21 protein-coding genes are annotated in these 25,191 nt (G+C 65.1%); 5 read left to right on the forward strand and 16 right to left on the reverse strand.

The window, feature by feature from the left end:
• Position 1: 1 nt before the first annotated feature.
• A complete protein-coding gene (locus tag ACZ5M6_RS12130; RefSeq protein ID WP_224761196.1) occupies positions 2-682 on the forward strand; it encodes a TetR/AcrR family transcriptional regulator in 681 nt (226 codons plus the stop codon).
• Positions 683-907: 225 nt separating this feature from the next.
• Here the strand turns inward: ACZ5M6_RS12130 and tuf are convergent, their stop codons facing one another.
• The 5 genes from tuf to ACZ5M6_RS12155 all read right to left on the reverse strand — a co-directional run bounded on the left by tuf (position 908) and on the right by ACZ5M6_RS12155 (position 6,279).
• On the reverse strand, positions 908-2,098 hold the full coding sequence (gene tuf, locus ACZ5M6_RS12135; protein ID WP_183217189.1) for an elongation factor Tu: 1,191 nt from the start codon (positions 2,096-2,098) through the stop codon (positions 908-910).
• A gap of 106 nt (positions 2,099-2,204) precedes the next feature.
• A complete protein-coding gene (fusA, locus tag ACZ5M6_RS12140; RefSeq protein WP_183217187.1) occupies positions 2,205-4,283 on the reverse strand; it encodes an elongation factor G in 2,079 nt (692 codons plus the stop codon).
• Between the two features lie 149 nt (positions 4,284-4,432).
• Positions 4,433-4,906, reverse strand: coding sequence for a 30S ribosomal protein S7 (rpsG, locus tag ACZ5M6_RS12145; protein ID WP_054765982.1), 474 nt, complete (start codon positions 4,904-4,906; stop codon positions 4,433-4,435).
• Between the two features lie 81 nt (positions 4,907-4,987).
• Positions 4,988-5,362, reverse strand: a complete 375-nt coding sequence (gene rpsL / locus ACZ5M6_RS12150; protein ID WP_008260482.1) for a 30S ribosomal protein S12 — start codon at positions 5,360-5,362, stop codon at positions 4,988-4,990.
• 365 nt (positions 5,363-5,727) lie between these two features.
• The gene (locus ACZ5M6_RS12155) at positions 5,728-6,279 is read right to left on the reverse strand and encodes a hypothetical protein (RefSeq protein WP_464158749.1); all 552 of its coding nucleotides are present in this window, start codon (positions 6,277-6,279) and stop codon (positions 5,728-5,730) included.
• Positions 6,280-6,529: 250 nt separating this feature from the next.
• Here ACZ5M6_RS12155 and ACZ5M6_RS12160 point away from each other — a divergent pair, with 250 nt between their 5' ends.
• Positions 6,530-7,354, forward strand: coding sequence for a hypothetical protein (locus ACZ5M6_RS12160; protein WP_464158750.1), 825 nt, complete (start codon positions 6,530-6,532; stop codon positions 7,352-7,354).
• A gap of 65 nt (positions 7,355-7,419) precedes the next feature.
• Here the strand turns inward: ACZ5M6_RS12160 and rpoC are convergent, their stop codons facing one another.
• Positions 7,420-11,616 (reverse strand): DNA-directed RNA polymerase subunit beta', encoded by a 4,197-nt coding sequence (gene rpoC / locus ACZ5M6_RS12165; protein ID WP_201462747.1) that lies wholly within the window; start codon positions 11,614-11,616, stop codon positions 7,420-7,422.
• A 149-nt stretch (positions 11,617-11,765) separates the two neighbouring features.
• Positions 11,766-15,881: a DNA-directed RNA polymerase subunit beta gene (gene rpoB / locus ACZ5M6_RS12170; RefSeq protein WP_183217176.1), complete on the reverse strand. Its 4,116-nt coding sequence runs from the start codon at positions 15,879-15,881 to the stop codon at positions 11,766-11,768.
• 372 nt (positions 15,882-16,253) lie between these two features.
• Between rpoB and ACZ5M6_RS12175 the strand changes: the two genes are divergently transcribed.
• Positions 16,254-17,108: an alpha/beta hydrolase family protein gene (locus tag ACZ5M6_RS12175; RefSeq protein ID WP_464158751.1), complete on the forward strand. Its 855-nt coding sequence runs from the start codon at positions 16,254-16,256 to the stop codon at positions 17,106-17,108.
• Positions 17,109-17,120: 12 nt separating this feature from the next.
• Here ACZ5M6_RS12175 and ACZ5M6_RS12180 read toward each other — a convergent pair whose 3' ends face one another.
• Positions 17,121-17,801 (reverse strand): type 1 glutamine amidotransferase domain-containing protein, encoded by a 681-nt coding sequence (locus ACZ5M6_RS12180; protein ID WP_054765988.1) that lies wholly within the window; start codon positions 17,799-17,801, stop codon positions 17,121-17,123.
• 124 nt (positions 17,802-17,925) lie between these two features.
• On the opposite strand from ACZ5M6_RS12180, the gene ACZ5M6_RS12185 reads away from it, so the two are divergent.
• Positions 17,926-18,843 carry a CE1 family esterase gene (locus ACZ5M6_RS12185; protein WP_082382707.1) on the forward strand — a complete coding sequence of 306 codons (918 nt, stop codon included), beginning with the start codon at positions 17,926-17,928 and terminating at the stop codon, positions 18,841-18,843.
• A 124-nt stretch (positions 18,844-18,967) separates the two neighbouring features.
• Here ACZ5M6_RS12185 and rplL read toward each other — a convergent pair whose 3' ends face one another.
• The 5 genes from rplL to ACZ5M6_RS12210 all read right to left on the reverse strand — a co-directional run bounded on the left by rplL (position 18,968) and on the right by ACZ5M6_RS12210 (position 22,444).
• On the reverse strand, positions 18,968-19,354 hold the full coding sequence (rplL, locus tag ACZ5M6_RS12190) for a 50S ribosomal protein L7/L12 (RefSeq protein WP_152950534.1): 387 nt from the start codon (positions 19,352-19,354) through the stop codon (positions 18,968-18,970).
• A 62-nt stretch (positions 19,355-19,416) separates the two neighbouring features.
• Positions 19,417-19,932, reverse strand: a complete 516-nt coding sequence (gene rplJ / locus ACZ5M6_RS12195; RefSeq protein ID WP_464158752.1) for a 50S ribosomal protein L10 — start codon at positions 19,930-19,932, stop codon at positions 19,417-19,419.
• 303 nt (positions 19,933-20,235) lie between these two features.
• Entirely contained in the window at positions 20,236-20,697 is a 462-nt protein-coding gene (locus tag ACZ5M6_RS12200; RefSeq protein WP_054765991.1) for an NUDIX hydrolase, read from the reverse strand.
• A 161-nt stretch (positions 20,698-20,858) separates the two neighbouring features.
• Positions 20,859-21,944, reverse strand: coding sequence for an AI-2E family transporter (locus tag ACZ5M6_RS12205; RefSeq protein WP_054765992.1), 1,086 nt, complete (start codon positions 21,942-21,944; stop codon positions 20,859-20,861).
• 89 nt (positions 21,945-22,033) lie between these two features.
• A complete protein-coding gene (locus tag ACZ5M6_RS12210) occupies positions 22,034-22,444 on the reverse strand; it encodes a winged helix-turn-helix transcriptional regulator (RefSeq protein ID WP_054765993.1) in 411 nt (136 codons plus the stop codon).
• 52 nt (positions 22,445-22,496) lie between these two features.
• Here ACZ5M6_RS12210 and ACZ5M6_RS12215 point away from each other — a divergent pair, with 52 nt between their 5' ends.
• Entirely contained in the window at positions 22,497-23,105 is a 609-nt protein-coding gene (locus ACZ5M6_RS12215) for an NAD(P)-dependent oxidoreductase (protein ID WP_464158753.1), read from the forward strand.
• A 78-nt stretch (positions 23,106-23,183) separates the two neighbouring features.
• Here ACZ5M6_RS12215 and ACZ5M6_RS12220 read toward each other — a convergent pair whose 3' ends face one another.
• From ACZ5M6_RS12220 to rplK, 3 genes are all read right to left on the reverse strand, one after another.
• Positions 23,184-23,711, reverse strand: a complete 528-nt coding sequence (locus tag ACZ5M6_RS12220; protein ID WP_183217161.1) for a DUF2059 domain-containing protein — start codon at positions 23,709-23,711, stop codon at positions 23,184-23,186.
• A 252-nt stretch (positions 23,712-23,963) separates the two neighbouring features.
• Entirely contained in the window at positions 23,964-24,653 is a 690-nt protein-coding gene (gene rplA, locus ACZ5M6_RS12225; protein ID WP_054765995.1) for a 50S ribosomal protein L1, read from the reverse strand.
• Positions 24,654-24,657: 4 nt separating this feature from the next.
• Positions 24,658-25,089 carry a 50S ribosomal protein L11 gene (rplK, locus tag ACZ5M6_RS12230; protein WP_054765996.1) on the reverse strand — a complete coding sequence of 144 codons (432 nt, stop codon included), beginning with the start codon at positions 25,087-25,089 and terminating at the stop codon, positions 24,658-24,660.
• Positions 25,090-25,191: the final 102 nt, after the last annotated feature.

The following is a 25,191-nucleotide window of genomic DNA, read 5'->3' on the forward strand; positions in this document are numbered from 1 at the left end:
GGTGACGAATGCGAGCAATCCGCACACATTTTCAGAAGGAGCGGCGTTCCTGTCTATTCGCATTGAAAATCCGCAAGCGGCGACCCGCAAAACCCCGCGTCAGGCGCGCTCGCGCGCCACGGTCGATGCCATCATCGAAGCCGGTGCTCGCATTCTCAGCGATGACGGATGGGCGGGGTTCACGACGAACCGCGTCGCTGAGAGGGCCGGCGTCAGCATCGGCTCGCTTTACCAGTATTTTGAGGACAAGTTTTCACTGGTCGACGCCATCCGTCAGACCCATCTGGAAAACGGTATGCAAGCGATGCGAAGGGTTCGTGCCGTAGGATTGACGCCACATGAACTGGCGGTCCGGATCGTCGCAGCGAGGATCGAAGCCCATTCCATTCATCCTGGCCTTCATCCCGTCCTACTTCAAGAGATCCCGACAGCGAGGGCGCGCCGCAACCCGGCGAGCGACTATGAAGTCGCCTACCTGTCGTTATACGCGAAAATCGTGGCGGACTTCCGCAGCAGACAGGGTAGTCCCGCTGACGCGGTTGCGGGGCGTGTCCTCTCGGACGCCGTTGACGGCGTGATCCACAATGCGGCGAGTCGCAGCGCCCTCGACGACGAGCGGATGCGCGAGGAGTTGATCCGCTTGATCGCGCTCTATCTATCACCTGGAACTGATTTGCCGTGAAAGGCTGCCTTGTCCAGAGGCGCCTTCCTGGATTCAAGGCTGTCACCCTCACCCCATTGCTGTAGCCCCCGCGCGTAAGACAGTCGCCCAAAGCTAAACGGCCCCCGGATTTCTCCGGGGGCCGTTCTTTTTGTAGCCTACGCTCGCCTCGCGGAGGCTCGCCGCTTGAGGTCGAAGCGCTCAAGAAGCGAGCGACCGCTCGCGCGCGTTAGCGCACCAAGACGATTACTCGACGATCTTGGCCACGACGCCGGCGCCGACGGTGCGGCCGCCTTCACGGATGGCGAAGCGCAGGCCCTGGTCCATGGCGATCGGGGTGATCAGTTCGACGTTCAGCTCGGCGTTGTCGCCGGGCATGATCATCTCGACGCCTTCCTTCAGCTTCACGATGCCGGTCACGTCGGTCGTGCGGAAGTAGAACTGCGGACGATAGTTGGTGAAGAACGGGGTGTGACGGCCGCCCTCTTCCTTGGTCAGGATGTAGGCCTCGGCCACGAACTTGGTGTGCGGGGTGATCGAACCCGGCTTGCACAGAACCTGACCGCGCTCGACGTCTTCACGCTTGGTGCCGCGCAGCAGAACGCCGACGTTGTCGCCCGCCTGGCCCTGATCCAGCAGCTTGCGGAACATTTCGACGCCCGTGCAGGTCGTCTTCTGGACCGGACGGATGCCGACGATCTCGACTTCTTCACCGACCTTGATGATGCCCTTCTCGACGCGACCGGTCACCACGGTGCCGCGGCCCGAGATCGAGAAGACGTCTTCCACCGGCATCAGGAACGGCAGGTCCACCGGACGCTCAGGCTGCGGGATGTAGCTGTCGACCGTCTCCATCAGCGCCAGGATGCGCTGTTCGCCGATCTCCGGGTTCACGCCGTCGGTCGCGGCCTTGGCCGAGCCCTTGGTGATCGGGATTTCGTCGCCCGGGAACTGGTACGAGCTCAAGAGCTCGCGCACTTCCATCTCGACCAGCTCCAGCAGCTCTTCGTCGTCGACCAGGTCGACCTTGTTCATGAAGACCACCAGGGCCGGCACGCCGACCTGACGGGCCAGCAGGATGTGCTCGCGCGTCTGCGGCATCGGACCGTCAGCGGCCGAAACCACCAGGATCGCGCCGTCCATCTGCGCCGCGCCGGTGATCATGTTCTTCACATAGTCGGCGTGGCCGGGGCAGTCGACGTGCGCATAGTGACGGTTCGCCGTCTCATATTCCACGTGCGCCGTGTTGATCGTGATGCCGCGCGCCTTCTCTTCCGGCGCAGCGTCGATGTCGGCGTAGTTCATCGCCTTGGCGCCGCCGGCCTTCGCCAGCGTCATCGTGATCGCCGCCGTCAGCGTCGTCTTGCCGTGGTCAACGTGACCAATCGTGCCGATGTTGCAGTGCGGCTTCGTGCGTTCGAACTTTTCCTTGGCCATTCTCTAGCTCCTAGGTCCCCGAACCGGGGGTTCCTGCAGTCTGGGGGTTAAGGGCGCCCGGTTTGGGACCGGGCGCTTTTAGGTGCGCTTTTCCGAAAGGAAAAGCTTAGGCGTACTTCTTGATCACTTCGTCGGCGACGTGCTGCGGCACCGGCTCATAGTGGTCGTACTGCATGGTGAACTGGGCGCGCCCCTGCGACATGCCGCGCAGCGTGTTCACATAGCCGAACATGTTGGCCAGCGGCACGAAGGCGTTCACGACGGTGGCGTTGCCGCGCATGTCCTGACCCTGGATCATGCCGCGACGGCCGTTCAGGTCGCCGATCACCGAACCCAGATACTCTTCCGGGGTCACGACCTCGACGGCCATGATCGGCTCCAGCAGCTTGGGTCCGCCCTTCTCGCGCAGTTCCTTGAAGGCGGCGCGAGCGGCGATTTCGAAGGCCAGGACCGAGGAGTCGACGTCGTGGAAGGCGCCGTCCACCAGGGTGGCCTTGACGTCGATCACCGGGAAGCCGGCCAGCAGGCCGTTGTCCTTGGCCGACTTCAGGCCCTTTTCGACGCCCGGGATGTATTCCTTGGGCACCGCGCCGCCGACGATGGCGGATTCAAAGACGAAGTCCGTACCCGGCTCGCCCGGCTCGAACACCAGTTTGACGCGGGCGAACTGGCCCGTACCGCCGGTCTGCTTCTTGTGGGTGTAGTCGATCTCGGCCTTGCGGCTGATGGACTCGCGATAGGCCACCTGCGGCGCGCCGATATTGGCCTCGACCTTATAGGTGCGCTTCAGGATGTCGATCTTGATGTCCAGGTGCAGCTCGCCCATGCCCTTCAGGATCGTCTGGCCCGACTCGTGGTCGGTCGAGACGGTAAAGGACGGGTCTTCCGAGGCCAGCTTGGCCAGGGCGACGCCCAGCTTCTCCTGGTCGGCCTTGGACTTGGGCTCGACGGCGATCTCGATCACCGGCGCCGGGAATTCCATCCGCTCCAGGATGACCGGCGACTTGATCGGGTCGCACAGGGTGTCGCCGGTGCGGGTGTCCTTCAGGCCGGCCAGGGCGACGATGTCGCCGGCGTAGGCTTCCTTGATGTCCTCGCGGTTGTTGGAGTGCATCAGCAGCATGCGGCCGACGCGTTCCTTCTTGTCGCGGGTCGAGTTCAAGAGGCCCATGCCCGTTTCCATCTTGCCGGAATACAGGCGGCAGAAGGTCAGCGAGCCGACGAAGGGGTCGTCCATGATCTTGAACGCCAGAACCGACAGGGGCTCGTCGTCGGACGCCTTGCGCTCGACCTCGGCCTCGGTCTTGTAGTCGATGCCCTTGGTCGGGGGGATGTCCACCGGCGACGGCAGATAGTCGACGACGGCGTCCAGCAGGGTTTGCACGCCCTTGTTCTTGAAGGCCGAGCCGCAGAGGATCGGATAGAAGGCGCCGGTCAAAACGGCCTTACGGATGCACTTCTTGATGGTCTCTTCCGAAGGCTCGTTGCCTTCGAGGTAGGCTTCCATGGCCTCGTCGTCCAATTCGACGGCGTTGTCGATCAGGTACTGACGGGCCTCGACGGCCTTGTCCATCAGGTCGGCGGGGATCTCTTGATCTTCGTATGACGCGCCCAGCCCGTCATTGTCCCAGACAACCGCCTTCATGCGGACCAGGTCCACCAGGCCCTTCAGGGCCGACTCGGCGCCGATCGGGAACTGGATCGGCACGGCCTTGGCGCCCAGACGGTCGCGGATCGATTCGACCGACTTGTCGAAGTCGGCGCCGATCTTGTCCATCTTGTTGACGAAGACGATGCGCGGAACCTTGTACTTGTCGGCCTGACGCCAGACGGTTTCGGTCTGCGGTTCGACGCCGGCGTTGCCGTCCAGAACAGTCACAGCGCCGTCGAGGACGCGCAAGGAACGCTCGACCTCGATGGTGAAGTCGACGTGGCCGGGGGTGTCGATGATGTTGAGGCGCTTTTCTTTCCAGAAGGCGGTCGTCGCGGCCGACGTAATGGTGATGCCGCGTTCCTGCTCCTGGTCCATCCAGTCCATGGTGGCGGCGCCGTCGTGAACTTCGCCGATCTTATGCGACTTGCCCGTGTAGTACAGGATCCGCTCGGTCGTCGTCGTCTTGCCCGCGTCGATGTGGGCCATGATGCCGAAGTTGCGGTAGTCTTCGATTTTATGCGTGCGGGGCATTAGAGCGTCCCTTGAGGGCTTCGGACGCAGATGCGCCCTTCGAAATGTCGGATATGACGGCGCGGGCGATTTAGCTGAAACCGCCCGCGCCGGATAGTCTTAGATAGGAACCGCCCCATACCTTCGAAAGGGAGACGGTTTTAAGACATTTACCAGCGGTAATGGCTGAAGGCGCGGTTCGCCTCGGCCATCTTGTGGGTGTCTTCGCGCTTCTTGACCGCAGTGCCGCGGTTGTTCGAGGCGTCCAGCAGCTCGGCGGCCAGCTTCTCGGTCATGGTGTTCTCGCCGCGCTTGCGGGCGGCGTTGACCAGCCAGCGGATGGCCAGGGCGCGACGACGGTCGGGACGAACCTCGACCGGCACCTGATAGGTGGCGCCGCCGACGCGACGCGAGCGGACTTCGACGGCCGGAGCGACGTTGTCGAGGGCGGAGTGGAAGGTCTCGACCGCGGTCTGGTCCTTCTTCTTCTCGGCCAGGATGTCGAAGGCGCCGTAGACGATGTTCTCGGCGACGGCCTTCTTACCTTCGTACATGACGTAGTTCATGAACTTGGTGACGACCAGGTCGCCGAACTTGGGATCCGGCAGGACTTCACGTTTCTGGGCGCGGTGACGACGCGACATGGGTTATTCCTCTTGGGGCCCGGCCGACGCCGGGTAGATCTCGAAAAGGCCTCCGGGCGCGACGGCCCGGAAGCGAACGGCTTACTTCGGACGCTTGGCGCCGTAGTGCGAACGGCGCTGCTTGCGGTCCTTGACGCCTTGCGTGTCGAGCACGCCGCGCAGGATGTGGTAGCGAACGCCGGGCAAGTCCTTCACGCGGCCGCCGCGGATCAGAACCACCGAGTGTTCTTGCAGATTGTGGCCTTCGCCGGGGATGTAGCACACGGCCTCGTAGCCGTTCTTGGCCAGACGGACCTTGGCGACCTTACGCAGAGCCGAGTTCGGCTTCTTCGGGGTCGTGGTGTAGACGCGGGTGCAGACGCCGCGACGCTGGGGCGAACCCTCCAGAGCCGGCACCTTGTTGCGGGTGGGCTTGGGCTTGCGCGGCTTGCGGATCAGCTGGTTGATCGTGGGCATTGAGACAGGTCTCGACTTCTATGGGGGGCGTGTGTCTTTCGACCGAGGCGCCCCACGCCTTCTTTTGTGAACGAGGGACCATTCCCCCGCCCGGGTGTCATCGAGACTGAGGGCGTGATCCAAACAGTCCCTCGGTCCGCTCCGGCCGACCGGAACACGAAAACACAAAGGGCCGGAACGCGCGCTTTGGGCGTTCCGGCGGGCACAGCCCGTCCGTTCGATTGTCACGATCTCGGCGACCGGCGAACCGGCCACGCCTCGAAAGTGCGCGGCTTCTACGCGCGATGAGGGGCAAGGTCAAGGATGACCTCCCAACGGCTAAGCGCATCCGTCCTTAACGGCCATCAAAATACAAGAGGTACAAGCTACCTAATCATCGTAGTGAGCTGGAACCCTTGATCGTCGCCAAACGACTTAGCCTCAGCAAGCTGCCCCTCGCTCAGCAAATGACCTATCGCGCCGAGGTAGGTCACGAGAACGTCTGGACGGCTGCCCGCCCCTGCAGTCACATGGAAAGGCGTATCGATGCCAATTTTATGCAGTGTAGCAAGCCGCCCGACCGCCTCCGCTCCGTGCCGCCTAAGGAAATCACCGGCTCGAGCAGCCTCCCGGTCTCGATCCATTTGCCAACTAGCATGAGGGTCGAAATTAGGCAGCCTACTGGGTTGCGGATTTCGCGTCTCATAATCGGAAAGTGTTGCGTTTGCTCGACGGCTAAAGTCGATCAAATCGCGTCCCAATTCGCGTAAGTTCTTTGGATCAAACCCGCGGATCGCCTGCGCCTCCATGAATCTCAGATAGGCAAACGAAGTAAGCGCGAGCGCACCAACCACCATAAGCATAACGACAGACAGCGGCAGATGGTCGCGCGCCCAAGCCACGGCTCCAACAATTAATGCCGTCAAGAGGCTGGCCACCCAACCAGCGAGGCCTTGGCCACGAATGCCCGACCATAGCCGAACGAACCAGCCCGTGACGGCCGCTACTCGATCTGTTCGCGCTCTCTTCCCCATACCGCCGTCATATCAGACGGCCGCAGATTATCTAGCAGGCGAGAAACTACTCGCTCACCAGAAAACGGACTTGCGCGACAATCTTCATACTGTGTCGATTATCCGCCCCGATGTCGCCATCGTCGCCGCACAGCTTAACTGCCAGGGAGGGTGGATGAAGGCATTGGCGATACAGGCGAACCGCATCCGCGACGAGACTTGGCGCAAGGCGGGTCTGGCGACGGTGGCCGCCGCCATCAACATCGCCCTGATCGCCGCCCTGTCCTTCACGGCGCTGGGGATCGACGGGGAAGACTTCGCCGCCGAGCCGCCGCCGATCTATCTGGACATCGAGCCTCGCCCCCTGCTGCCCGACGAACGCCCTCGCGCCCCCGCCAGAGCCGCGCCGGACGTCGAGCCCGCAGCGGCTCCGACAGCCTCGTCTTCCCCCTCGGTTCGTGCTCCCGCTGCTGAGGCCCAGGCCGTTCCCCGCCCTGCCCCCCTGCGTCCCCGCCTCGCCGCCCCGACGCCGCCGGGCGCGCCGCCGCCGGCCGACGTCTGGCGGGTCGATCCTTCAAACCGCAGCGGGGCCATGGCCCGCACCCTGCGCCAAGGCCTGCCGGGCTGCGCCTCGCCCGATCTGCTGAACGAGATGGAGCGTCAGCATTGCCGCAATGAGTTCGCCCGAAGGGCCGAGAACGCGGCGCCCATCACAGGCTCGGGCAACCCCGAGCGCGACGCCCGCTTCGCCCGCGAGGGGGCGCGCCGTCTGGCGGAGTGGGAGGCGACGCGCCGTCCCCTGTCCGGCGGGGTGGGCGTGGTCGGCCCGGCGGACTGTGTCGGCTCGAACTTCGGCACAGGCTGCGCGGGCGCGCACCTGAACCCTTCGCTGGCGCCGGATTCGACCCGCAATGTTCAAACAAGGCGCGACGGCCACCGCGCGGCGGGCGCCCCGATCACGCCCGGGGCGTCGGCGCCCATGGAACCCTGGAAGGACTGAAGGAAAAAGGGCGGCCCCGTCGCCGGCGCCGCCCCTCTTCAGTTCATCACATCCGAACCCGGAGATCAGCCTTCGCTGCTCTCCAGCTCCAGTTGCAGATCGGCCGGCAGTGGCTCGATCGCGTCTTCGCGCGCCTGGGTCAGTTCGGCGTCGCGCTCGTTGGCGATCTTCTGCAGCGAGCGCAGATAGGCGCCCGTACCGGCCGGGATCAGACGGCCGACGATGACGTTCTCCTTCAGGCCTTCCAGCATGTCCTTCTTGCCGTGGACCGAGGCCTCGGTGAGGACGCGCGTGGTCTCCTGGAAGGACGCCGCCGAGATGAAGCTGCGGGTCTGCAGCGACGCCTTGGTGATGCCCAAGAGGACCGGCTGGGTGACGGCCGGACGACCGCCGCGCTTCTCGACCTTGGCGTTCTCCAGAGCCGCCTCGGCCACCTCGACGGTGTCGCCGCGGATCAGGGTGGTTTCACCGGCGTCGATCACTTCGACCTTTTGCAGCATCTGACGCACGATGACTTCGATGTGCTTGTCGTTGATCGGCACGCCCTGCAGTCGGTAGACCTCCTGCACCTCGTTCACCAGATACTCGGCCAGCGCCTCGACGCCCTGGATGCGCAGCAGATCGTGCGGATCCGGATTGCCGTCGATGATGTAGTCGCCCTTCTGGATCAGATCGCCGTCGTGGACGGAGATGTGCTTGCCCTTCGGGATCAGGAACTCGACGGGTTCGCCCTGAACGCCGTCGGCGTTGGGCTCCGGCGTGATCTTGATGCGGCGCTTGTTCTTGTAGTCGCGACCGAATTCCACGCGACCGTCCATCTCGGCGATGACGGCGCAGTCCTTCGGACGACGGGCTTCGAACAGTTCGGCGACGCGCGGCAGACCGCCGGTGATATCGCGGGTCTTGGCCCCTTCGGTCGGAACGCGGGCGATGATCTCGCCCGGCTTGACCTCGTCGCCGTTCGCCACGGACAGAACCGCGCCGACGGGCAGGAGATAGCGGGCGTCGGAGCCCGACGACAGCTTGGCGTAGGCGTCGCCGCTGGTGATCCCCATGGCCGGACGCAGGTCCGAGCCGCGCGGGCTGGCCCGCCAGTCGCTGACGACGCGCTGGGCGATGCCGGTGGCTTCGTCGGTCTCTTCCTTGACCGACAGGCCCTCGACCAGGTCCTCGAAGCGCACCACGCCGCCGACTTCCGTCAGGATCGGGGTGGTGTAGGGGTCCCACTCGGCCAAGCGTTGGCCCTTCTTGACCGGATCGCCATCCTTGACGCGGATGCGGGCGCCGTACGGAGCCTTGTGCGTCTCGCGGTCCTTGCCGTCCACGACCACGGTCACGATGACGTTGCGGCTCATGGCCACCAGGTCGCCGTGGGCCGCAACGACGGTCGGGCCGGTGACCTTGGCCGTACCGGCGTTGGTCGCCTCCATGAAGGAGGTTTCCGCCACCTGGGCCGTACCGCCGATGTGGAAGGTCCGCATGGTCAGCTGGGTGCCCGGCTCGCCGATCGACTGGGCGGCGATGACGCCGACCGCTTCGCCGATGTTGACGTTGGTGCCGCGCGCCAGGTCACGGCCGTAGCAGTGGGCGCAGATGCCGGCCTCGGCTTCGCAGGTCAGGGCCGAACGCACCTTCACCGACTGGACGCCGGCGGCTTCGATGGCCTCGACCACCTCTTCCACCAGATAGGTGTCGGCGGGGAACAGGACCGTGTCCGTACCCGGCTCCTTGATGTCCTCGGCCGCATAACGGCCCAGGATACGGGCGCCCAGAGAGACCAGGACGTCGCCGCCCTCCATCACCGCACGCAGGGTGATGCCGCGGGTCGAGCCGCAGTCCTGTTCGGTGACGATCGAGTCCTGCGCCACGTCCACCAGACGGCGGGTCAGATAACCCGAGTTGGCGGTCTTCAGCGCGGTGTCGGCCAGACCCTTACGGGCGCCGTGGGTCGAGTTGAAGTATTCAAGGACGGTCAGGCCTTCCTTGAAGTTCGAGGTGATCGGCGTCTCGATGATCTCGCCGGAGGGCTTGGCCATCAGGCCGCGCATGCCGCCCAGCTGCTTCATCTGGGCCTGCGAACCCCGGGCGCCGGAGTTGGCCATCATATAGACCGAGTTGATGTCGGGGTTTTCGCCCTCGATCAGCACGCGCGGCTGCGCGATCTCGCCCATCATGGCGTCGGCGATCCGGTCCGTGGCCTTGGCCCAGGCGTCGACGACCTTGTTGTACTTCTCGCCGCGCGTGATCAGCCCGTCGGCGTACTGTTGTTCGTACTCCTCGACCTGGGTGCGGGTTTCGGCGACCAGCTCGGCCTTCTTCGCCGGAATGACGATGTCGTCCTTGCCGAAGGAGATGCCCGCCTTGGCGGCCTCGCGGAAGCCCAGACCCATCATCTGGTCGGCGAAGATGACCGTCGCCTTCTGACCGCAGTGGCGATAGACCACGTCGATCAGGTTCCCGATCTCCTTCTTGGTCAGGTTCTTCTCGAGCAGGCGATAGCCGACGTTCGGGTTGCGCGGCAGCAGGGCGGCCAGCTTCATCCGGCCCGGCGTGGTGTCGATGACCTTGGTCACCTCCTTGCCCTCGGCGTCCAGCTCGGTCCAGCGCGCCTTGATGCGGCTGTGCAGGGTCACGACCTTGGCGTCCAGCGCCGCGTCGATCTCGCCGATGTTGGCGAACAGCTTGCCTTCACCCGGCTCGCCGTCCTTGACCAGCGACAGGTAGTACAGGCCCAGGACGATGTCCTGCGACGGCACGATGATCGGCTTGCCGTTGGCGGGCGACAGGATGTTGTTGGTCGACATCATCAGGACGCGCGCTTCCAACTGGGCCTCAAGGCTCAGCGGGACGTGAACGGCCATCTGGTCGCCGTCGAAGTCGGCGTTGAAGGCGGTGCAGACCAGGGGGTGCAGGCGGATGGCCTTGCCCTCAATCAGCTTGGGCTCGAACGCCTGGATGCCCAGACGGTGCAGCGTCGGCGCGCGGTTCAGCAGAACCGGGTGCTCGCGGATCACCTCGTCCAGGATGTCCCAGACGGCGGGTTGCTCGCGCTCGACCATGCGCTTGGACTGTTTGACGGTGCCCGACAGGCCCTTGGCGTCCAGACGCGCGTAGATGAAGGGCTTGAACAGCTCCAGCGCCATCTTCTTGGGCAGACCGCACTCGTGCAGCTTCAGCTCCGGACCCACGGTGATGACCGAACGGCCCGAATAGTCGACGCGCTTGCCCAGCAGGTTCTGACGGAAGCGACCCTGCTTGCCCTTCAGCATGTCGGCCAGCGACTTGAGGGGGCGTTTGTTGGCGCCGGTGATCACGCGGCCGCGACGGCCGTTGTCGAACAGGGCGTCGACCGATTCCTGTAGCATCCGCTTTTCGTTACGGATGATGATGTCCGGCGCCCGCAGCTCCATCAGGCGCTTCAGACGGTTGTTCCGGTTGATGACCCGGCGATACAGGTCGTTCAGGTCGGAGGTCGCGAAACGACCGCCGTCCAGCGGCACCAGAGGGCGCAGTTCCGGCGGGATGACCGGCACGATGGTGAGGATCATCCACTCGGGCTTGTTGCCCGATTCCAGGAAGGCTTCGATCAGCTTCAGGCGCTTGGACGCCTTCTTGGCCTTCATCTCCGACGGATTGTCGGCCAGTTCGGCGCGGTGCTTTTCAGCTTCCGCGTTCAGGTCGATGCCCATCAGCAGGTTGCGGACGGCCTCGGCGCCGATCTCGGCGGTGAAGCCGTCGTCGCCGTACTCTTCCTGATAGCGATAGAACTCGTCTTCCGTCAGCAGCTGGTTCTGCTTCAGCGGGGTCAGGCCCGGCTCGGTGACGATGTAGTTCTCGAAATACAGGACGCGCTCGACGTCCTTCAGCGCCATGTCCAGCATCAGCGAGATGCGGCTGGGCAGCGACTTCAGGAACCAGATGTGGGCGACCGGGGCGGCCAGGTCGATGTGGCCCATCCGCTCGCGACGGACGCGGGCCAGGGTGACCTCGACGCCGCACTTCTCGCAGATGATGCCCTTGTACTTCATGCGCTTGTACTTGCCGCACAGGCATTCGTAGTCCTTGGTCGGGCCAAAGATACGGGCGCAGAACAGGCCGTCACGCTCGGGCTTGAACGTGCGGTAGTTGATGGTTTCCGGCTTCTTGATCTCGCCGAACGACCACGACCGGATCTTCTCCGGCGAGGCCAGGGCGATCTTGATCTGGTCGAAGGTCGGGGTGACCGGGACCGGGTTGAAGATGTTCAGGACTTCCTGGTTCATCTTGGGTTCCTTGCTGCGGTCGGAGACCGCGAAAAACTTAGTGGCGAGTGGCGAGTGGTGAGTGGCGAGGAAGAAGGGGGATCACGGCGCTGAATTTCTTCACTCGCCACTCGCCACTCATTACTCGCCACTCTGAGGCGCTACGCGCCTCAGCTGTTCTCCAGCTCCACGTTCAGGCCCAGCGAACGCATTTCCTTGATGAGCACGTTGAAGCTCTCGGGAATGCCGGCCTCGAAGCTGTCGTCGCCGCGGACGATGGCCTCGTAGACCTTGGTCCGGCCGGCCACGTCGTCGGACTTCACCGTCAGCATCTCCTGCAGGGTGTAGGCGGCGCCGTAGGCTTCCAGAGCCCAGACCTCCATTTCCCCGAAGCGCTGACCGCCGAACTGCGCCTTGCCGCCCAGCGGCTGCTGGGTGACCAGCGAGTACGGGCCGATCGAGCGGGCGTGGATCTTGTCGTCGACCAGGTGGTGCAGCTTCAGCATGTAGATGTAGCCGACCGTGACCGGACGCTTGAACTGCTCGCCGGTCTGACCGTCGTACAGGATCGACTGGGCCGACTTGTGCAGGCCGGCCTCTTCCAGCAGACGCTCGATGTCGCCGATGTGCGCGCCGTCGAAGACCGGAGTCGCGAAGGGCACGCCCTTGGACAGGTTCTTCGCCAGTTCGATCAGCTCTTCCTCGTCTTCCGGCAGCGGGGTTTCCGGGCCGTAGATTTCGGTCAGACGATCGATCAGAGCCTGCTTCTGTCCACCCTGCTGCCAGGCTTCCAGCAGACCGGAGATCTGCTTGCCCAGGCCGGCGGCGGCCCAACCCAGGTGGGTCTCGAAGATCTGGCCGATGTTCATGCGCGACGGCACGCCCAGCGGGTTCAGAACCACGTCCACGTGGGTGCCGTCCTCCAGGTGCGGCATGTCCTCGATCGGCAGGATCTTGGAGATGACGCCCTTGTTGCCGTGACGGCCGGCCATCTTGTCGCCGGGCTGAAGCTTGCGCTTCACGGCCACGAAGACCTTGACCATCTTCATCACGCCGGGGGGCAGTTCGTCGCCGCGTTGCAGCTTCTCGACCTTGTCTTCGAAACGACGGTCCAGTTGCTTACGCGCGTCCTCGAACTGGCGCTTCATCGCCTCCAGCTCGCCCATGGCCTTTTCGTCGTCCAGGGCGATCTGCCACCACAGGCCGCGGCTGACCTCGGCCAGCTTCTCTTCGGTCAGCTCGCCGCGACCGATGCCCTTCGGACCCGACACGGCGGTCTTGCCCAGCAGCAGCGGCTTCAGACGGCCGTAGACGTTACGCTCCAGAATCTTGAGCTCGTCGTCGCGGTCCTTGCCCAGGCGTTCGATCTCGGCGCGTTCGATGGCCAGGGCGCGTTCGTCCTTGTCCACGCCGTGACGGTTGAAGACGCGGACGTCGACGATCGTGCCGGCGACGCCGGGCGGCAGGCGCAGGGAGGTGTCGCGCACGTCGGAAGCCTTCTCGCCGAAGATGGCGCGCAGCAGCTTCTCTTCCGGGGTCATGGGCGACTCCCCCTTCGGCGTCACCTTGCCGACCAGGATGTCGCCCGGCTGGACCTCGGCGCCGATGGCCACGATGCCCGCCTCGTCGAGGTTGCGCAGGGCTTCCTCGCCGACGTTGGGGATGTCGCGGGTGATTTCCTCCGGCCCGAGCTTCGTATCGCGCGCCATCACCTCGAACTCCTCGAGGTGGATGGAGGTGAAGACGTCGTCGCGCACGATGCGCTCGGAGATCAGGATGGAGTCTTCGAAGTTGTAGCCGTTCCAGGGCATGAAGGCGACCAGGGCGTTGCGGCCCAGGGCCAGTTCGCCCAGGTCCGTCGACGGGCCGTCGGCGATCACGTCGCCGGCCTTCACCGCATCGCCCACGCGCACGATCGGGCGCTGGTTGATGCAGGTCGACTGGTTCGAACGCTGGAACTTCGACAGGCGATAGATGTCGACGCCCGAGCGGGCGGCGTCCACCTCGCCGGTGGCGCGCACGACGATCCGGGTGCCGTCGATCTGTTCGACGACGCCGTCACGACGGGCCACCACCACGGCGCCGGAGTCCACGGCCACGACCGCTTCCATGCCGGTGCCGACCAGGGGCGCGTCCGACTGCACCAGCGGCACGGCCTGACGTTGCATGTTCGCGCCCATCAGTGCGCGGTTGGCGTCGTCGTTTTCGAGGAAGGGGATCAGGGCGGCGGCGACCGAAACGACCTGTTTCGGCGACACGTCCATCATGTCCACGGCGTCCTTGTTCAGGAGCTGGGATTCACCGTTGATCCGGCCGGGGACCAGGTCCTCGACGATCACCCCGTCCTTCAGTTCGATGTTCGCCTGGGCGATCGTGTACTTCGACTCCTCCATGGCGGAGATGTAGACCACCTCGCCCTGGGCCTTGCCGTCCTTCACGCGGCGGTACGGGCTCTCGATGAAGCCGTACTTGTTGACGCGGGCGTGGGTGGCCAGGGAGTTGATCAGGCCGATGTTCGGGCCTTCCGGCGTTTCGATCGGGCAGATGCGGCCATAGTGGGTCGGGTGGACGTCGCGGACTTCGAAGCCCGCGCGCTCACGCGTCAGACCGCCCGGGCCAAGCGCCGACAAACGACGCTTGTGGGTGATTTCCGACAGCGGGTTCGTCTGGTCCATGAACTGCGACAGCTGCGACGAGCCGAAGAATTCGCGAACCGCCGCAGCGGCCGGCTTGGCGTTGATCAGGTCGTGCGGCATGACCGTGTCGATATCGACCGAGGACATGCGCTCCTTGATGGCGCGCTCCATCCGCAGCAGGCCGACGCGGTACTGGTTCTCCAGCAGTTCGCCGACCGAACGGACCCGGCGGTTGCCCAGGTTGTCGATGTCGTCGATCTCGCCGCGGCCGTCCTTCAGCCCGACCAGGATCTGCAACACCTTCAGCACGTCCTCCTTGCGCAGGACGCGGATCTCGTCCGAGACCTCGGGGGTCTCCAGACGCATGTTCATCTTGACCCGGCCCACGGCCGACAGGTCGTAGCGCTCGCTGTCGAAGAACAGCGAGTTGAACATGGCTTCGGCGGCTTCCGGGGTGGGCGGCTCGCCCGGACGCATCACGCGATAGACGTCGAACAGGGCGTCTTCGCGGTTGTCGTTCTTGTCGATGCGCAGGGTGTTGCGCATGTAGGCGCCGACCGTGACGTGGTCGATGTCCAGCACCTCGATGGTGGTGAAGCCGTTCTCTTCCAGCACCGCGATGGTGGCGGCGTCCAGCTCGTCCCCGGCCTCGGCGAAGATTTCGCCGGTCTCGAAGTTGACGGCGTCGTTCGCCAGATACTTGGTCACCAGGGCGTCGGCCGCCAGCGACAGCGACTTGACCGTTTCACCCAGCTTCTTGGCGGCGCGGGCGCTGATCTTCTGGCCGGCCTGGGCGACCACTTCGCCAGTGTCGGCGTCGATCAGGTCGAACTCCGGCTTCACGCCGCGCCAGCGCTCGGCCTTGTACGGGGTGACCCAGCCCTCGCCGCGCTTCTCGTAAGGCACGGTCTCGTAGAAGGTCTTCAGGATCTCTTCGCCGTCCATGCCCAGACCCATCAGGAAGGTCGTGGCCGGCAGCTTGCGGCGGCGGTCGATGCGGACATAGACCACGTCCTTGGCGTCGAACTCGAAGTCCAGCCAGGAGCCGCGGTAGGGGATGACGCGCGCGGCGAACAGCAGCTTGCCCGAGCTGTGCGTCTTGCCCTTGTCGTGGTCGAAGAAGACGCCCGGCGAACGGTGCATCTGCGAGACGATCACGCGCTCGGTGCCGTTGACGATGAAGGTGCCCTTGTCCGTCATGAGCGGGATGTCGCCCATGTAGACGTCCTGCTCCTTGATGTCCTTGACCGAACGGGCTCCCGTTTCCTCGTCGGTCTCAAAGACGATCAGGCGCAGCTTGACCTTCAGCGGCGCGGCATAGGTCATGTCGCGCTGAATGCACTCCTCGACGTCGTACTTCGGATCTTCGAACTCGTAGGAGACGTATTCCAAGATGGCGCGTTCGTTGAAGTCCTTGATCGGGAACACCGACTTGAAGACTGCCTCGATGCCCTGCTCCTTGCGCTGGCCCGGACGGACCTCGCGTTGCAGGAACTGTTCGTAGGAGGCGCGCTGGACCTCGATCAGGTTCGGCATCTGCACCGCTTCGGGAATACGTCCGAAGGATTTGCGGATGCGCTTCTTGCCGGTGAACGAAGTGGCGGAAGCGATCTGACCGTTGATGGCGAGATCGTGGGCGACGTCAGTCATTCAGTGTTTCCCATGACGCACGACCCGGGGAAGTCGCGCGCGAAATGCAGCAGCCACGGCGCGCGTTTTCAGCGTCCGCAGCCAGGTTTTCGGCGTCCACCCTCGACCCGCTGCCGGGCCAGGACGCCTGAAATGTACCGGCTCCCTGGGGAAGGAGCCGCGCCTTCGCTCCGGTCGGAGGGCGACGGACCGGGCCTCGGCGCTTGCGCGCAGACTCTTTAAGAGTGTTGCGGAATGCGGACATATACTCGCTTCCGCGGCGAAATAAAGGCCCCTGCCCCATATTTTCGCGCCCATTCGCCAAGGCATTTAAGGCGGATTGACGGACGGGCGGGTCGCGCCGAAGAGATGGCGTCAGGGGGAACCGCTCAGATGCAGAACCACGCTCGTCAATGCGCTGTCGCCTCGGCCTTGTGCGCCCTGCTGCTGGGCGGCTGCCTGTCGCTGGACGTGCCGGAGGACGCCTTCTTCTATCCGGACGCGCGCGTGGCGGCCGAAAAGATCGACCTGCCGACCGACGCCCCCATGGTCTTACCCGCCGAAGTCGTCCGACTGAGCTATGCGGGCGGCGACATTGGGGCCACGCGGATCAGGACCGGCCGCCGCGACGCGCCTTTGATCCTCTACTGCGGCGGCAACCTGTTTCGGCGCAGCAGCGGCGCCGGGACGGTCGCCAATGGACTGGCGCCGTTCGGCGACGTATTGATGTTCGACTATCCGGGCTATGGCGATACGGCGGGCCAGGCGGACTACGCCAACTTTCTCGCCGCCGGCGTCGCAGTCGCGGACGCGGCGCGCGCCCAGGCAGAGGCCGAAGGCCGCCAGCTGATCGCCTGGGGCCATTCCCTGGGCGGACCCGTCTGCGCCCAGGCCGCAACCCATATGCGCGCTGACGCCCTGGTTCTGGAAACCACCACCCCCAGCACGCGTGCGGCGGTGGACACGATGGTCGGCTGGGCCCGCCCCTTCGTCCGGGTGAACATCGCCCCGAACCAGGATGCTATCGACGTGCCGGCGGCGCTCAAAACCTATTCCGGCAAGGTGGTGGTGCTGGAGGCCGGCCGCGACAAGACCCTGCCCCCGGCGCTCAGCCGCCGTCTGGCGCGCGAACTGAGGACCGAGGGTCTGAGGGTCGAACATTTGGTCTTCCCTCAGGCTGACCATGGCGACGTGCCGCAACAGGCCGATTTCAAGCCGCGCATGGCCGCCGCCCTGGACGGGCTTTGACGGCGCTCGGTCTCAGGACTTCAGCAGTTGCAGCAGGGCCTCCGCCGCGTCGCGCGAGGAGGCGGGATTCTGACCGGTAACCAGTTTGCCGTCCACGACGACATGGGAGCCCCAGTCGGGGCCGCGCGAATAGTCGCCGCCGTTTGCGCTCAGCACGTTCTCGACCAGGAAGGGCACCACGGCGGTCAGGCCGACGGCCTCCTCCTCGGTATTGGTGAAGCCCGTGACCTTGCGGCCGTTGACCAAGGGCTGTCCGTCCGGACCGTTGACCGACTTCAGAACGCCCGGCGCGTGGCAGACCAAGCCCGTCGGCTTGTCCGCCTTGGCGAAGGCTTCGATCAGGGCGATTGAGGCCGGATCGTTGGCGAGGTCCCACAGCGGTCCGTGGCCGCCCGGATAGAAGACGGCGTCGAAATCCTCGGCCTTGACCGACGACAGTTCGACGGTCGAGCCCAGGGCGGCCTGGGCCTCGGCATCGGCCTTGAAGCGGCGCGTGTCCTCGGTCTGTGCGTCGGGATCGTCGCTCTTGGGGTCCAGCGGCGGCTGACCGCCCTTGGGCGAGGCCAGGACGATCTCGGCCCCGGCGTCCTTGAGCGCATAATAGGGGGCGGCCAGTTCCTCCAGCCAGAAACCGGTCTTCTTGCCGGTGTCGCCGAGCTGGTCGTGCGAGGTCAGCACCATCAGGATCTTCATTTCGGGGGCTCCTTTTCAGGCGTAACAGATGGGAAGCCGAACCGATCCGCCAAGGCCGCGCTTGCGACGCCTGTCGGCCTGGGGCAAGCCTGCCCCCTTCCCTGCCCCCAATGGAGACGGACGGATGAGAGCGTGGATCGCGGCCCTGGCCCTGCCTCTTGTGATGGGTGTATTGGCGTCGGCTTCAGCCGCTCGGGCCGATTGCGGCCTGGCGCCGGCCGGAACGACCCGCGCCCTGGCCCTGGGTCCGAACGGTCGGACGGTTCAGCTTCATACGCCGCGCGGATTTGACCCGAACCGCCCCGCTCCCCTGGTCTTTCTGCTGCACGGCAGCGGCGGCACGGGCGCCGAAATTCTGGCGTCCTCGGGTTTGGCCGAGACGGCGGATCGGCACGGCTTCATCGTCATTGCGCCCGACGGCGGCATTCCGGTGGAGCGCGGCTTCGTCTGGAACGTGCCGGGCGTGCCCACCATAGCGGGGACGATTCCCGGCCCGAACGACGCCGACGATGTCGCCTTCATGACCGAGACCATCGACGCCCTGGCCGATCAGGGCTGTATTGACCCGTCCAGGGTCTATGCGACCGGCCTGTCGGGCGGCGGCCGGATGACCTCCTGGCTGGGCTGCGCGGCCGCGGACCGGTTCGCCGCCATCGCTCCCGTGGTCGGGCTGCGCGCCGGACGGCCCGATCGGCGTGATCCTCAGCGCCCTGATCCCGCCACCTGCCGGCCGTCGCGCCCCATGCCGGTGATGGCCTTCGCCGGCGACGCCGACACCACCAATCCGATCCAGGGCGGCGGCGCCCCATATTGGAGCTACACCATGCATGCGGCCGAACAGCGCTGGGCCCAGTTGAACGGCTGCGCGGCCCCGCGTCCCACCGTCTGGGTCACGGCCCAGGTCTATGAAGAAGGCTATGCCGCCTGCCGAGACGGCGCCGACGTCGTCGGCCGCATCACCGCCGGCGGGGGCCACAGCTGGGTCGCCGACAACGACGCCATGTGGGCCTTCTTCGCCGCGCGGACACGCCCGCAGAACTGATACGGACTAGGCCCCAGCCATAGCGCTCACGGGCCTCAAGCAGCGCGAAGCGCGGTAGGCCAACAAAAAAGCCCGGCGGTTTCCCGCCGGGCCTTTCCGATCTTCAGCGGAGCTGAGACCCAGATTACTTGATCTGGACCTTGGCGCCGGCTTCCGTCAGCTTCTTGGCGATCTCGTCGGCTTGTTGCTTGGAGACGTTTTCGACGACGTTCTGCGGAGCGCCTTCGACCAGGTCCTTGGCTTCCTTCAGACCCAGGTCCGAACGGACGCCGCGGACTTCCTTGATGACGTTGATCTTCTTGTCGCCGCCGTCAACCAGGACGACGGTGAACTCGGTTTGCTCTTCAGCGGCTTCAGCCGGAGCAGCGGCGCCGCCGCCGGCCGGCATGGCCATGGCGACCGGAGCGGCGGCGGAAACGCCCCACTTTTCTTCCAGCAGCTTGGAGAGTTCAGCGGCTTCCAGAACGGTAAGCGCGGACAGGTCTTCGACGATCTTGGCGAGGTCGGCCATTGTCAGTTTTCCTTCGGAGGATTGGTTTCAGAGAATGATGCAGAGATGAAAGGGTCCGCCGCTTACGCGGCTTCCTTGGTGGCGTAGGCGTTGAACACGCGAGCCAGCTGACCGGCGGGCGCTTGCAGCACGCCGGCGACCTTGGTCGCGGGCGCATTGAGCAGGCCGATGAGCTGAGCGCGGACTTCGTCGAGCGTCGGGAGTTTCGAGAGAGCCTCGACACCCTTCTGATCGACGACGGTTTCGCCCATGAAGCCGCCGATGATCTTGAAACGATCATTGGCCTTGGCGAACTCGGTGGCGACCTTGGCGGCCGTGCCCGGGTTCTCGGCATAGGCGATGCCCACGGGGCCCTTGAACAGGCCGTGGTAGTCGCTGCCTTCTTCGGCTTCGAGCGCCTTCAGCGCCAGGCGGTTCTTGACCACCTTGAACGCGCCGCCTTCTTTGCGAAGACGGCCGCGCAGATCTTCCATTTCCGCAACGGTCAGACCCAGGTTGTGGGTCACGACCACGGAGCCGGCGTCGGCGAACACGCCCTTGAGCGTCTCGATCGACTCGGCCTTTTGTGCGCGGTCCATTGCGGTCTCCAGTCTTGGTATTCGCCGCCGGGCTTATTCCCGACGACGGATTGGCCAAAGCGCCGCGCATCGCTGCGAAGCGTTGAGGCCGGTCTTATTGTCCGAAGGATGCGTCTGACTGCGTCCGTCCCGGAATGCGGGCTGACATCGGCAAGGTCGCGTCCCCATCTCCCCACGGCGCCAGAGGGCTCTCTGACAGTTACGGCCTGGGTGACCCCCACGCCCCGAAGTTCTCGGACAGGACCGTCAAAGGCGTGAACCTGTGACGGGAAGGCGCGCTAATACAGGCGCGGCCCGGCGAAATCAAGCCGGCTGTTCGTCCGTCGGCAGGGTTGCGGCGAATTCGAGGATCAAGGCCGCCAGATCCGGTTCGTTGACCGCCGCCGCCGCGGCTTGCGGCGTCATCCATCGCCGCTGGCGCTGATGGTCCTCAGGCCAGGCTCCGAGCTGGATCAGCACCTGCAGCGGATAGACGGAGACCACGCATTTGCGCTGCCCACCGTCCTTCAGGGTCTTGGCGTAGCGAAAGACGCCGATGGGCGCGTCTTCGACGGCCCCCTTGACGCCCGCCTCCTCCAGAGCCTCCTGCACCGCCGCCTGGGCGTCGGTCTTGCCGGCCATACGGCCGCCCTTGGGTATGACCCAGCGTCCGGTCTGGCGCGACGTGATCATGAGGATTCGGCGCTCGCCCTCCTCCACCCGCCAGGGCAGGGCCGCCACCTGACGCATTTCCGAGCGCGCCGTGCGCTTGGCTCCGCTGGCCATACGTCAGATCCCTTCCACCGCAGAAGGCCGAAAGACCGGTCGAGACCCCTTGCCTCGTCCCCGGCTCGCCCGACCATCCGTACCAAGACGGTCGATCGACCACATCTTCCCAAACGTCATCCGGCAGGCGGCGTCAAGACACTGGTAAACCCGATAAGGGATCAGGTTTGGCCAGGCGCCGTCGCCTCCTCGTCGCCCAGAATGTCCTGTCGGTAAATCATGGTGATGACGGTGTGCAGAACCAGGGCCAGGGGCGTTGCGAACAGGACCCCCAGCGGCCCGAAAAGCGTTCCTATCCCCACGACGGCGAAGATGCCCAGGACCACCGGCAGATTGGCGACGTTCTTCTGCACCATGGGGGTGATGAAGTTGCTCTCCAGCTGGGAAACGGCGACGTAAAGCCCCAGGGTCATCAAGGCGGTCTCCCAGCCCTGGGTCGCGCCCACCAGGACCGCCGGGATGGTGGAGACGATGGGGCCGACGATCGGCACGAACTGCGCCACGCCCGTCAGCAGCCCCAGACCCACCGCCGAGGGCACGCCGATCAGCGCCAGTCCCGTCCCCGTCAAGACCCCGACCAGCACCATCGAGAACAGCTGCGCCTTCAACCACCCCTTCAAGGCGCGGCCGCAGCTGTTCAGCACCTCGCGCAGGCGCGGCCGGTGGGTCTTGGGCGCCAGGGACAGAAGGCCCTCGCGCGATTTGGCGGGCTCGATGGCCAGGAAAACCCCGGCCACCATCACCAGAACCAAGGTGGTGGCCCCGGAGGCGAAGCCCACTGCGAACTTCTGCGCCACTTGCAGCGCCTGCCCCGTCTGTCCGCCCAGACTCTTCAGCTGGTCAAGCAGTTGGGCGGCGTAGGGCTGGGCCTGAATCCAGGACTGCACCCGATCCCAGCCCTGAGGCAGCACCGCCACAAGGGCCGCGATCTGTTCGGCGATCTGGGCGCCAAAGAGGGTCAGAACCCCCGCCAGGATCGAAATGACGATCAACAGGGACAGCAGAACCGCAGCGGGATCGGGCAGGTTGAACCACCGGACGATAGGGTCGGCTAGGGCCCTCAGAACGACCGCGGCCAGAATTGCACCGAAAACCAACAACCATAGGGTGTGTAGCGTGACAATCAGTTGGCCGGCGAAATAGACGCCCACCAGCACCACGGCGCCGAAGGCCAGCCTTCCCTTCCATGGATCGCGTCCGCCCTCATCCGCCGGCGCGCCCTGCGCCGCTCTTCCCAAACCGAACATTCGCTTCCCTTGTTTCGCCTGCCTACAACGCCGCCGGAGCGGCGCCGTTCGAAGCGATGACGAAAAGAGTTCGACCAGGTTCGTGGGACTCAGGGATGATCGCGTCCGTCATAGGCGGCCTGGGCCGCCTCCACCTCGTCCATATGGGTTTCCGCCCAGTCTATCATCGACTGCAGAGCCGCCAGAAGCGATCGGCCTAAGGGCGTCATGGCGTAGGTGACGGACACGGGCACGGTCGGCGCGACCGATCGGGAGACCAGCCCGTCGCGCTCCAGAGCCTTCAGGGTCTGGCTCAACATCTTTTGGGACACGCCGTCGATCCTATGCCTCAGCGCATTGAAACGCATCGGCCCGTCGCCCAGGACGATCAGGATCAGGGTGCTCCATTTGTCGGCGATCCGATCCAGGAGCTGGCGCGTCGGACAGGCGGCGCAAAAGACGTCGCCGCGCAGTCTGGTTTCCAGTGGGTGACCAGGTGAGAGAAAGGTGCCGTCTTGCATAGCCGATTTCCATAACGCACCTGGTCTCCATTGGAAACCTATGGAGACTTTCATGAAGATCGCAGTCTTGGGCGCCAGCGGTCGCGCCGGATCGGAAATCACCAAGGAGCTGGCCTCTCGCGGCCATTCAGTCGTGGCGATCGCCCGCAAGCCGGAAGCCATTCCCGTAGCGCCCGGCGTGACGGCGCTTGGGGGCGACGCCTCGGACGCTGCGGCCTTGGCGAACCTCATCAAGGGATGCGACGCCGTGATCAGCGCCCTGCACCACGACATCAAGGCCGAGACCCTGCTTCAGGCGCTGAAGACTGCGGGCGTGCCGCGCCTTCTGGTCACCGGCGGCGCGGGCAGCCTGGAGGTCGCGCCGGGTCTTCGCCTGATCGACACTCCCGATTTTCCGGAAGAATTCAAACCCTACGCCCTGCCCGGCGTCGCCTTCCTGGAGGATCTGCGGGGCGAGACCGAAATCGACTGGACCTTCTTCTCCCCTGCGGCCTTCATCGAGGAAGGACCGCGCCTGGGCGTCTTCCGCACGGGAACCGATCAGTTGATCGTCGACGCCGACGGACAGAGCCGCATCAGCTTCGCCGACTACGCCATCGCCATGGTGGATGAGTTGGAGCAGCACAACCACTCGCGATCGCGTTTCACCGCGGCCTATTGAGGGCTGGGCGGCGGGTCTTGATCCGCCGCCGTCTTCCAGGTCACAGGTGAAACAGTCCCCGTGATCGTCGCCTGAAAATCACCGCCCCACGGCTTGAGACATCGCCGCCTTCAATTCACGGCGCTGTTCGGCTGTGCATTCAAACTCGTCGCAGAGCACATTGCCCATCTCGGCCATGATTTCCGGCATGATCGCCTGGACCGCCTCCGCCAAACGCGGCGCGGCTTGATAGCTCTTGGTCACCATGGAGCGGCCGACGTCGCTCTGATAGAAGTCGACCAGGGCCTGGAGTTCTTCCAGAGTGAAGATGTCGGCGTAGATCGGCGCCATGGCCTCGAACATGCGCGGCATCATGCGCGCCGTCACCTCCCCCATGACCGCACGGAACTTGGCGGCCTCATCTTCGGACATGCCTTCGAGCTCGGCGGGCATCATCATCGACGTCATCTGACCCAGGGCGGCGCCCAGTTCCTCTCCTTGCATCAAGGAGACGAACTTGTTTGCGAGCGCCAGCCGCGCCGCGCCGTCATCGCGCGTCTCGGCCAGGGCGGCCGGCGCGCAGAACAGTGTCAGGGCCAACATCAGCCCGCCGAAAACGTGTCTCATCCTAAACCCCCGGTTAGACGCCCACCCTGCCGGGCCGTCCGGTTCGAGACAAGAAAAAAGCGGCGGGGATCGCTCCCCGCCGCTCTTCGATACCGATCGTCTTTCGACGCAGACGGCTTAGAGCATGATCGTTTCGGACGGAACCGCTTCGCGGTTCCGACAGAAGCGTGAATCATGCTCTCGCTTCAATCTGGAGCCTGATTCACCGTTTCAGCGGAACCGCGAAGCGGTTCCTCATCAACGGATCAGGCTCTAGGCGCCCAGCGAGGCCGGATCGACCTTGAAGCCCGGGCCCATCGTCGAGGACAGGCTGATGCGCTTCACATAGGTGCCCTTGGCGCCCGACGGCTTGGCGCGGACCAGGGCGTCCACGATGGCCTTGACGTTGGCTTCCAGGGCTTCCTGGGTGAAGGAGACCTTGCCGACGCCGGCGTGGACGATGCCCGCCTTCTCGACGCGGAACTCGACCGCGCCGCCCTTGGCGTCCTTGACGGCCTGGGCGACGTTCGGGGTCACGGTGCCGACCTTGGGGTTCGGCATCAGGCCGCGCGGGCCCAGCACCTTACCCAGACGGCCGACCAGGGCCATCATGTCCGGCGAGGCGATCACGCGGTCGAACTCCATGAAGCCGCCGGCGATCTTCTCGTACAGGTCTTCGGCGCCGACGTGCTCGGCGCCGGCCGCGACGGCTTCAGCGGCCTTGGCGTCCTTGGCGAAGACGGCGACGCGGACGTCACGGCCGGTGCCGGACGGCAGGTTGACCACACCGCGGACCTGCTGGTCGGCGTGACGCGGATCGACGCCCAGGTTGACGGCGATTTCCAGGGACTCGTCGAACTTGGCCTTGGCGTTTTCCTTGGCCAGCTTGATGGCGTCGGAGAAAGGCAGCAGGTCTTGGGTGACGCCGGTGCGGGCCTTCTGGGCCTTGGTTTGCTTGGCCATGTGCTTAGCCCTCCACCACTTCGAGGCCCATCGCGCGGGCGGAGCCTTCGATGATCTTGGTCGCCGCGTCCAGGTCGTTGGCGTTCAGATCCTTCATCTTCTTCTCGGCGATCTCGCGCAGCTGGGCCACGGTGATCTTGCCGGCCACTTCACGACCGACCAGCTTGGAGCCCGACTTCAGGCCGGTGGCCTGTTTCAGGTACCAGGTCGCCGGGGGCGTCTTGGTGACGAAGGTGAACGACTTGTCCTGATAGACGGTGATGACGGTCGGAAGCGGGGTGCCCTTGGCTTCCTTCTCGGTGCGCGCATTGAACTCCTTGCAGAAGCCCATGATGTTCACGCCGCGCTGACCCAGCGCCGGGCCGATCGGGGGCGAAGGCGTGGCCGAACCGGCCGGCACTTGCAGCTTGATATAGCCGAGAATCTTCTTGGCCATTGGTCTCTCCTATGAATGACCCGACGAACGAACGACGAGCCGGTGAGCCGTGGTGCGGCATGGCGGCCTCCCACGGATTTGACGCTCCACGAGCCGAGGCCC

The sequence above is a fragment of the Brevundimonas sp. Br13 genome (assembly GCF_055391505.1).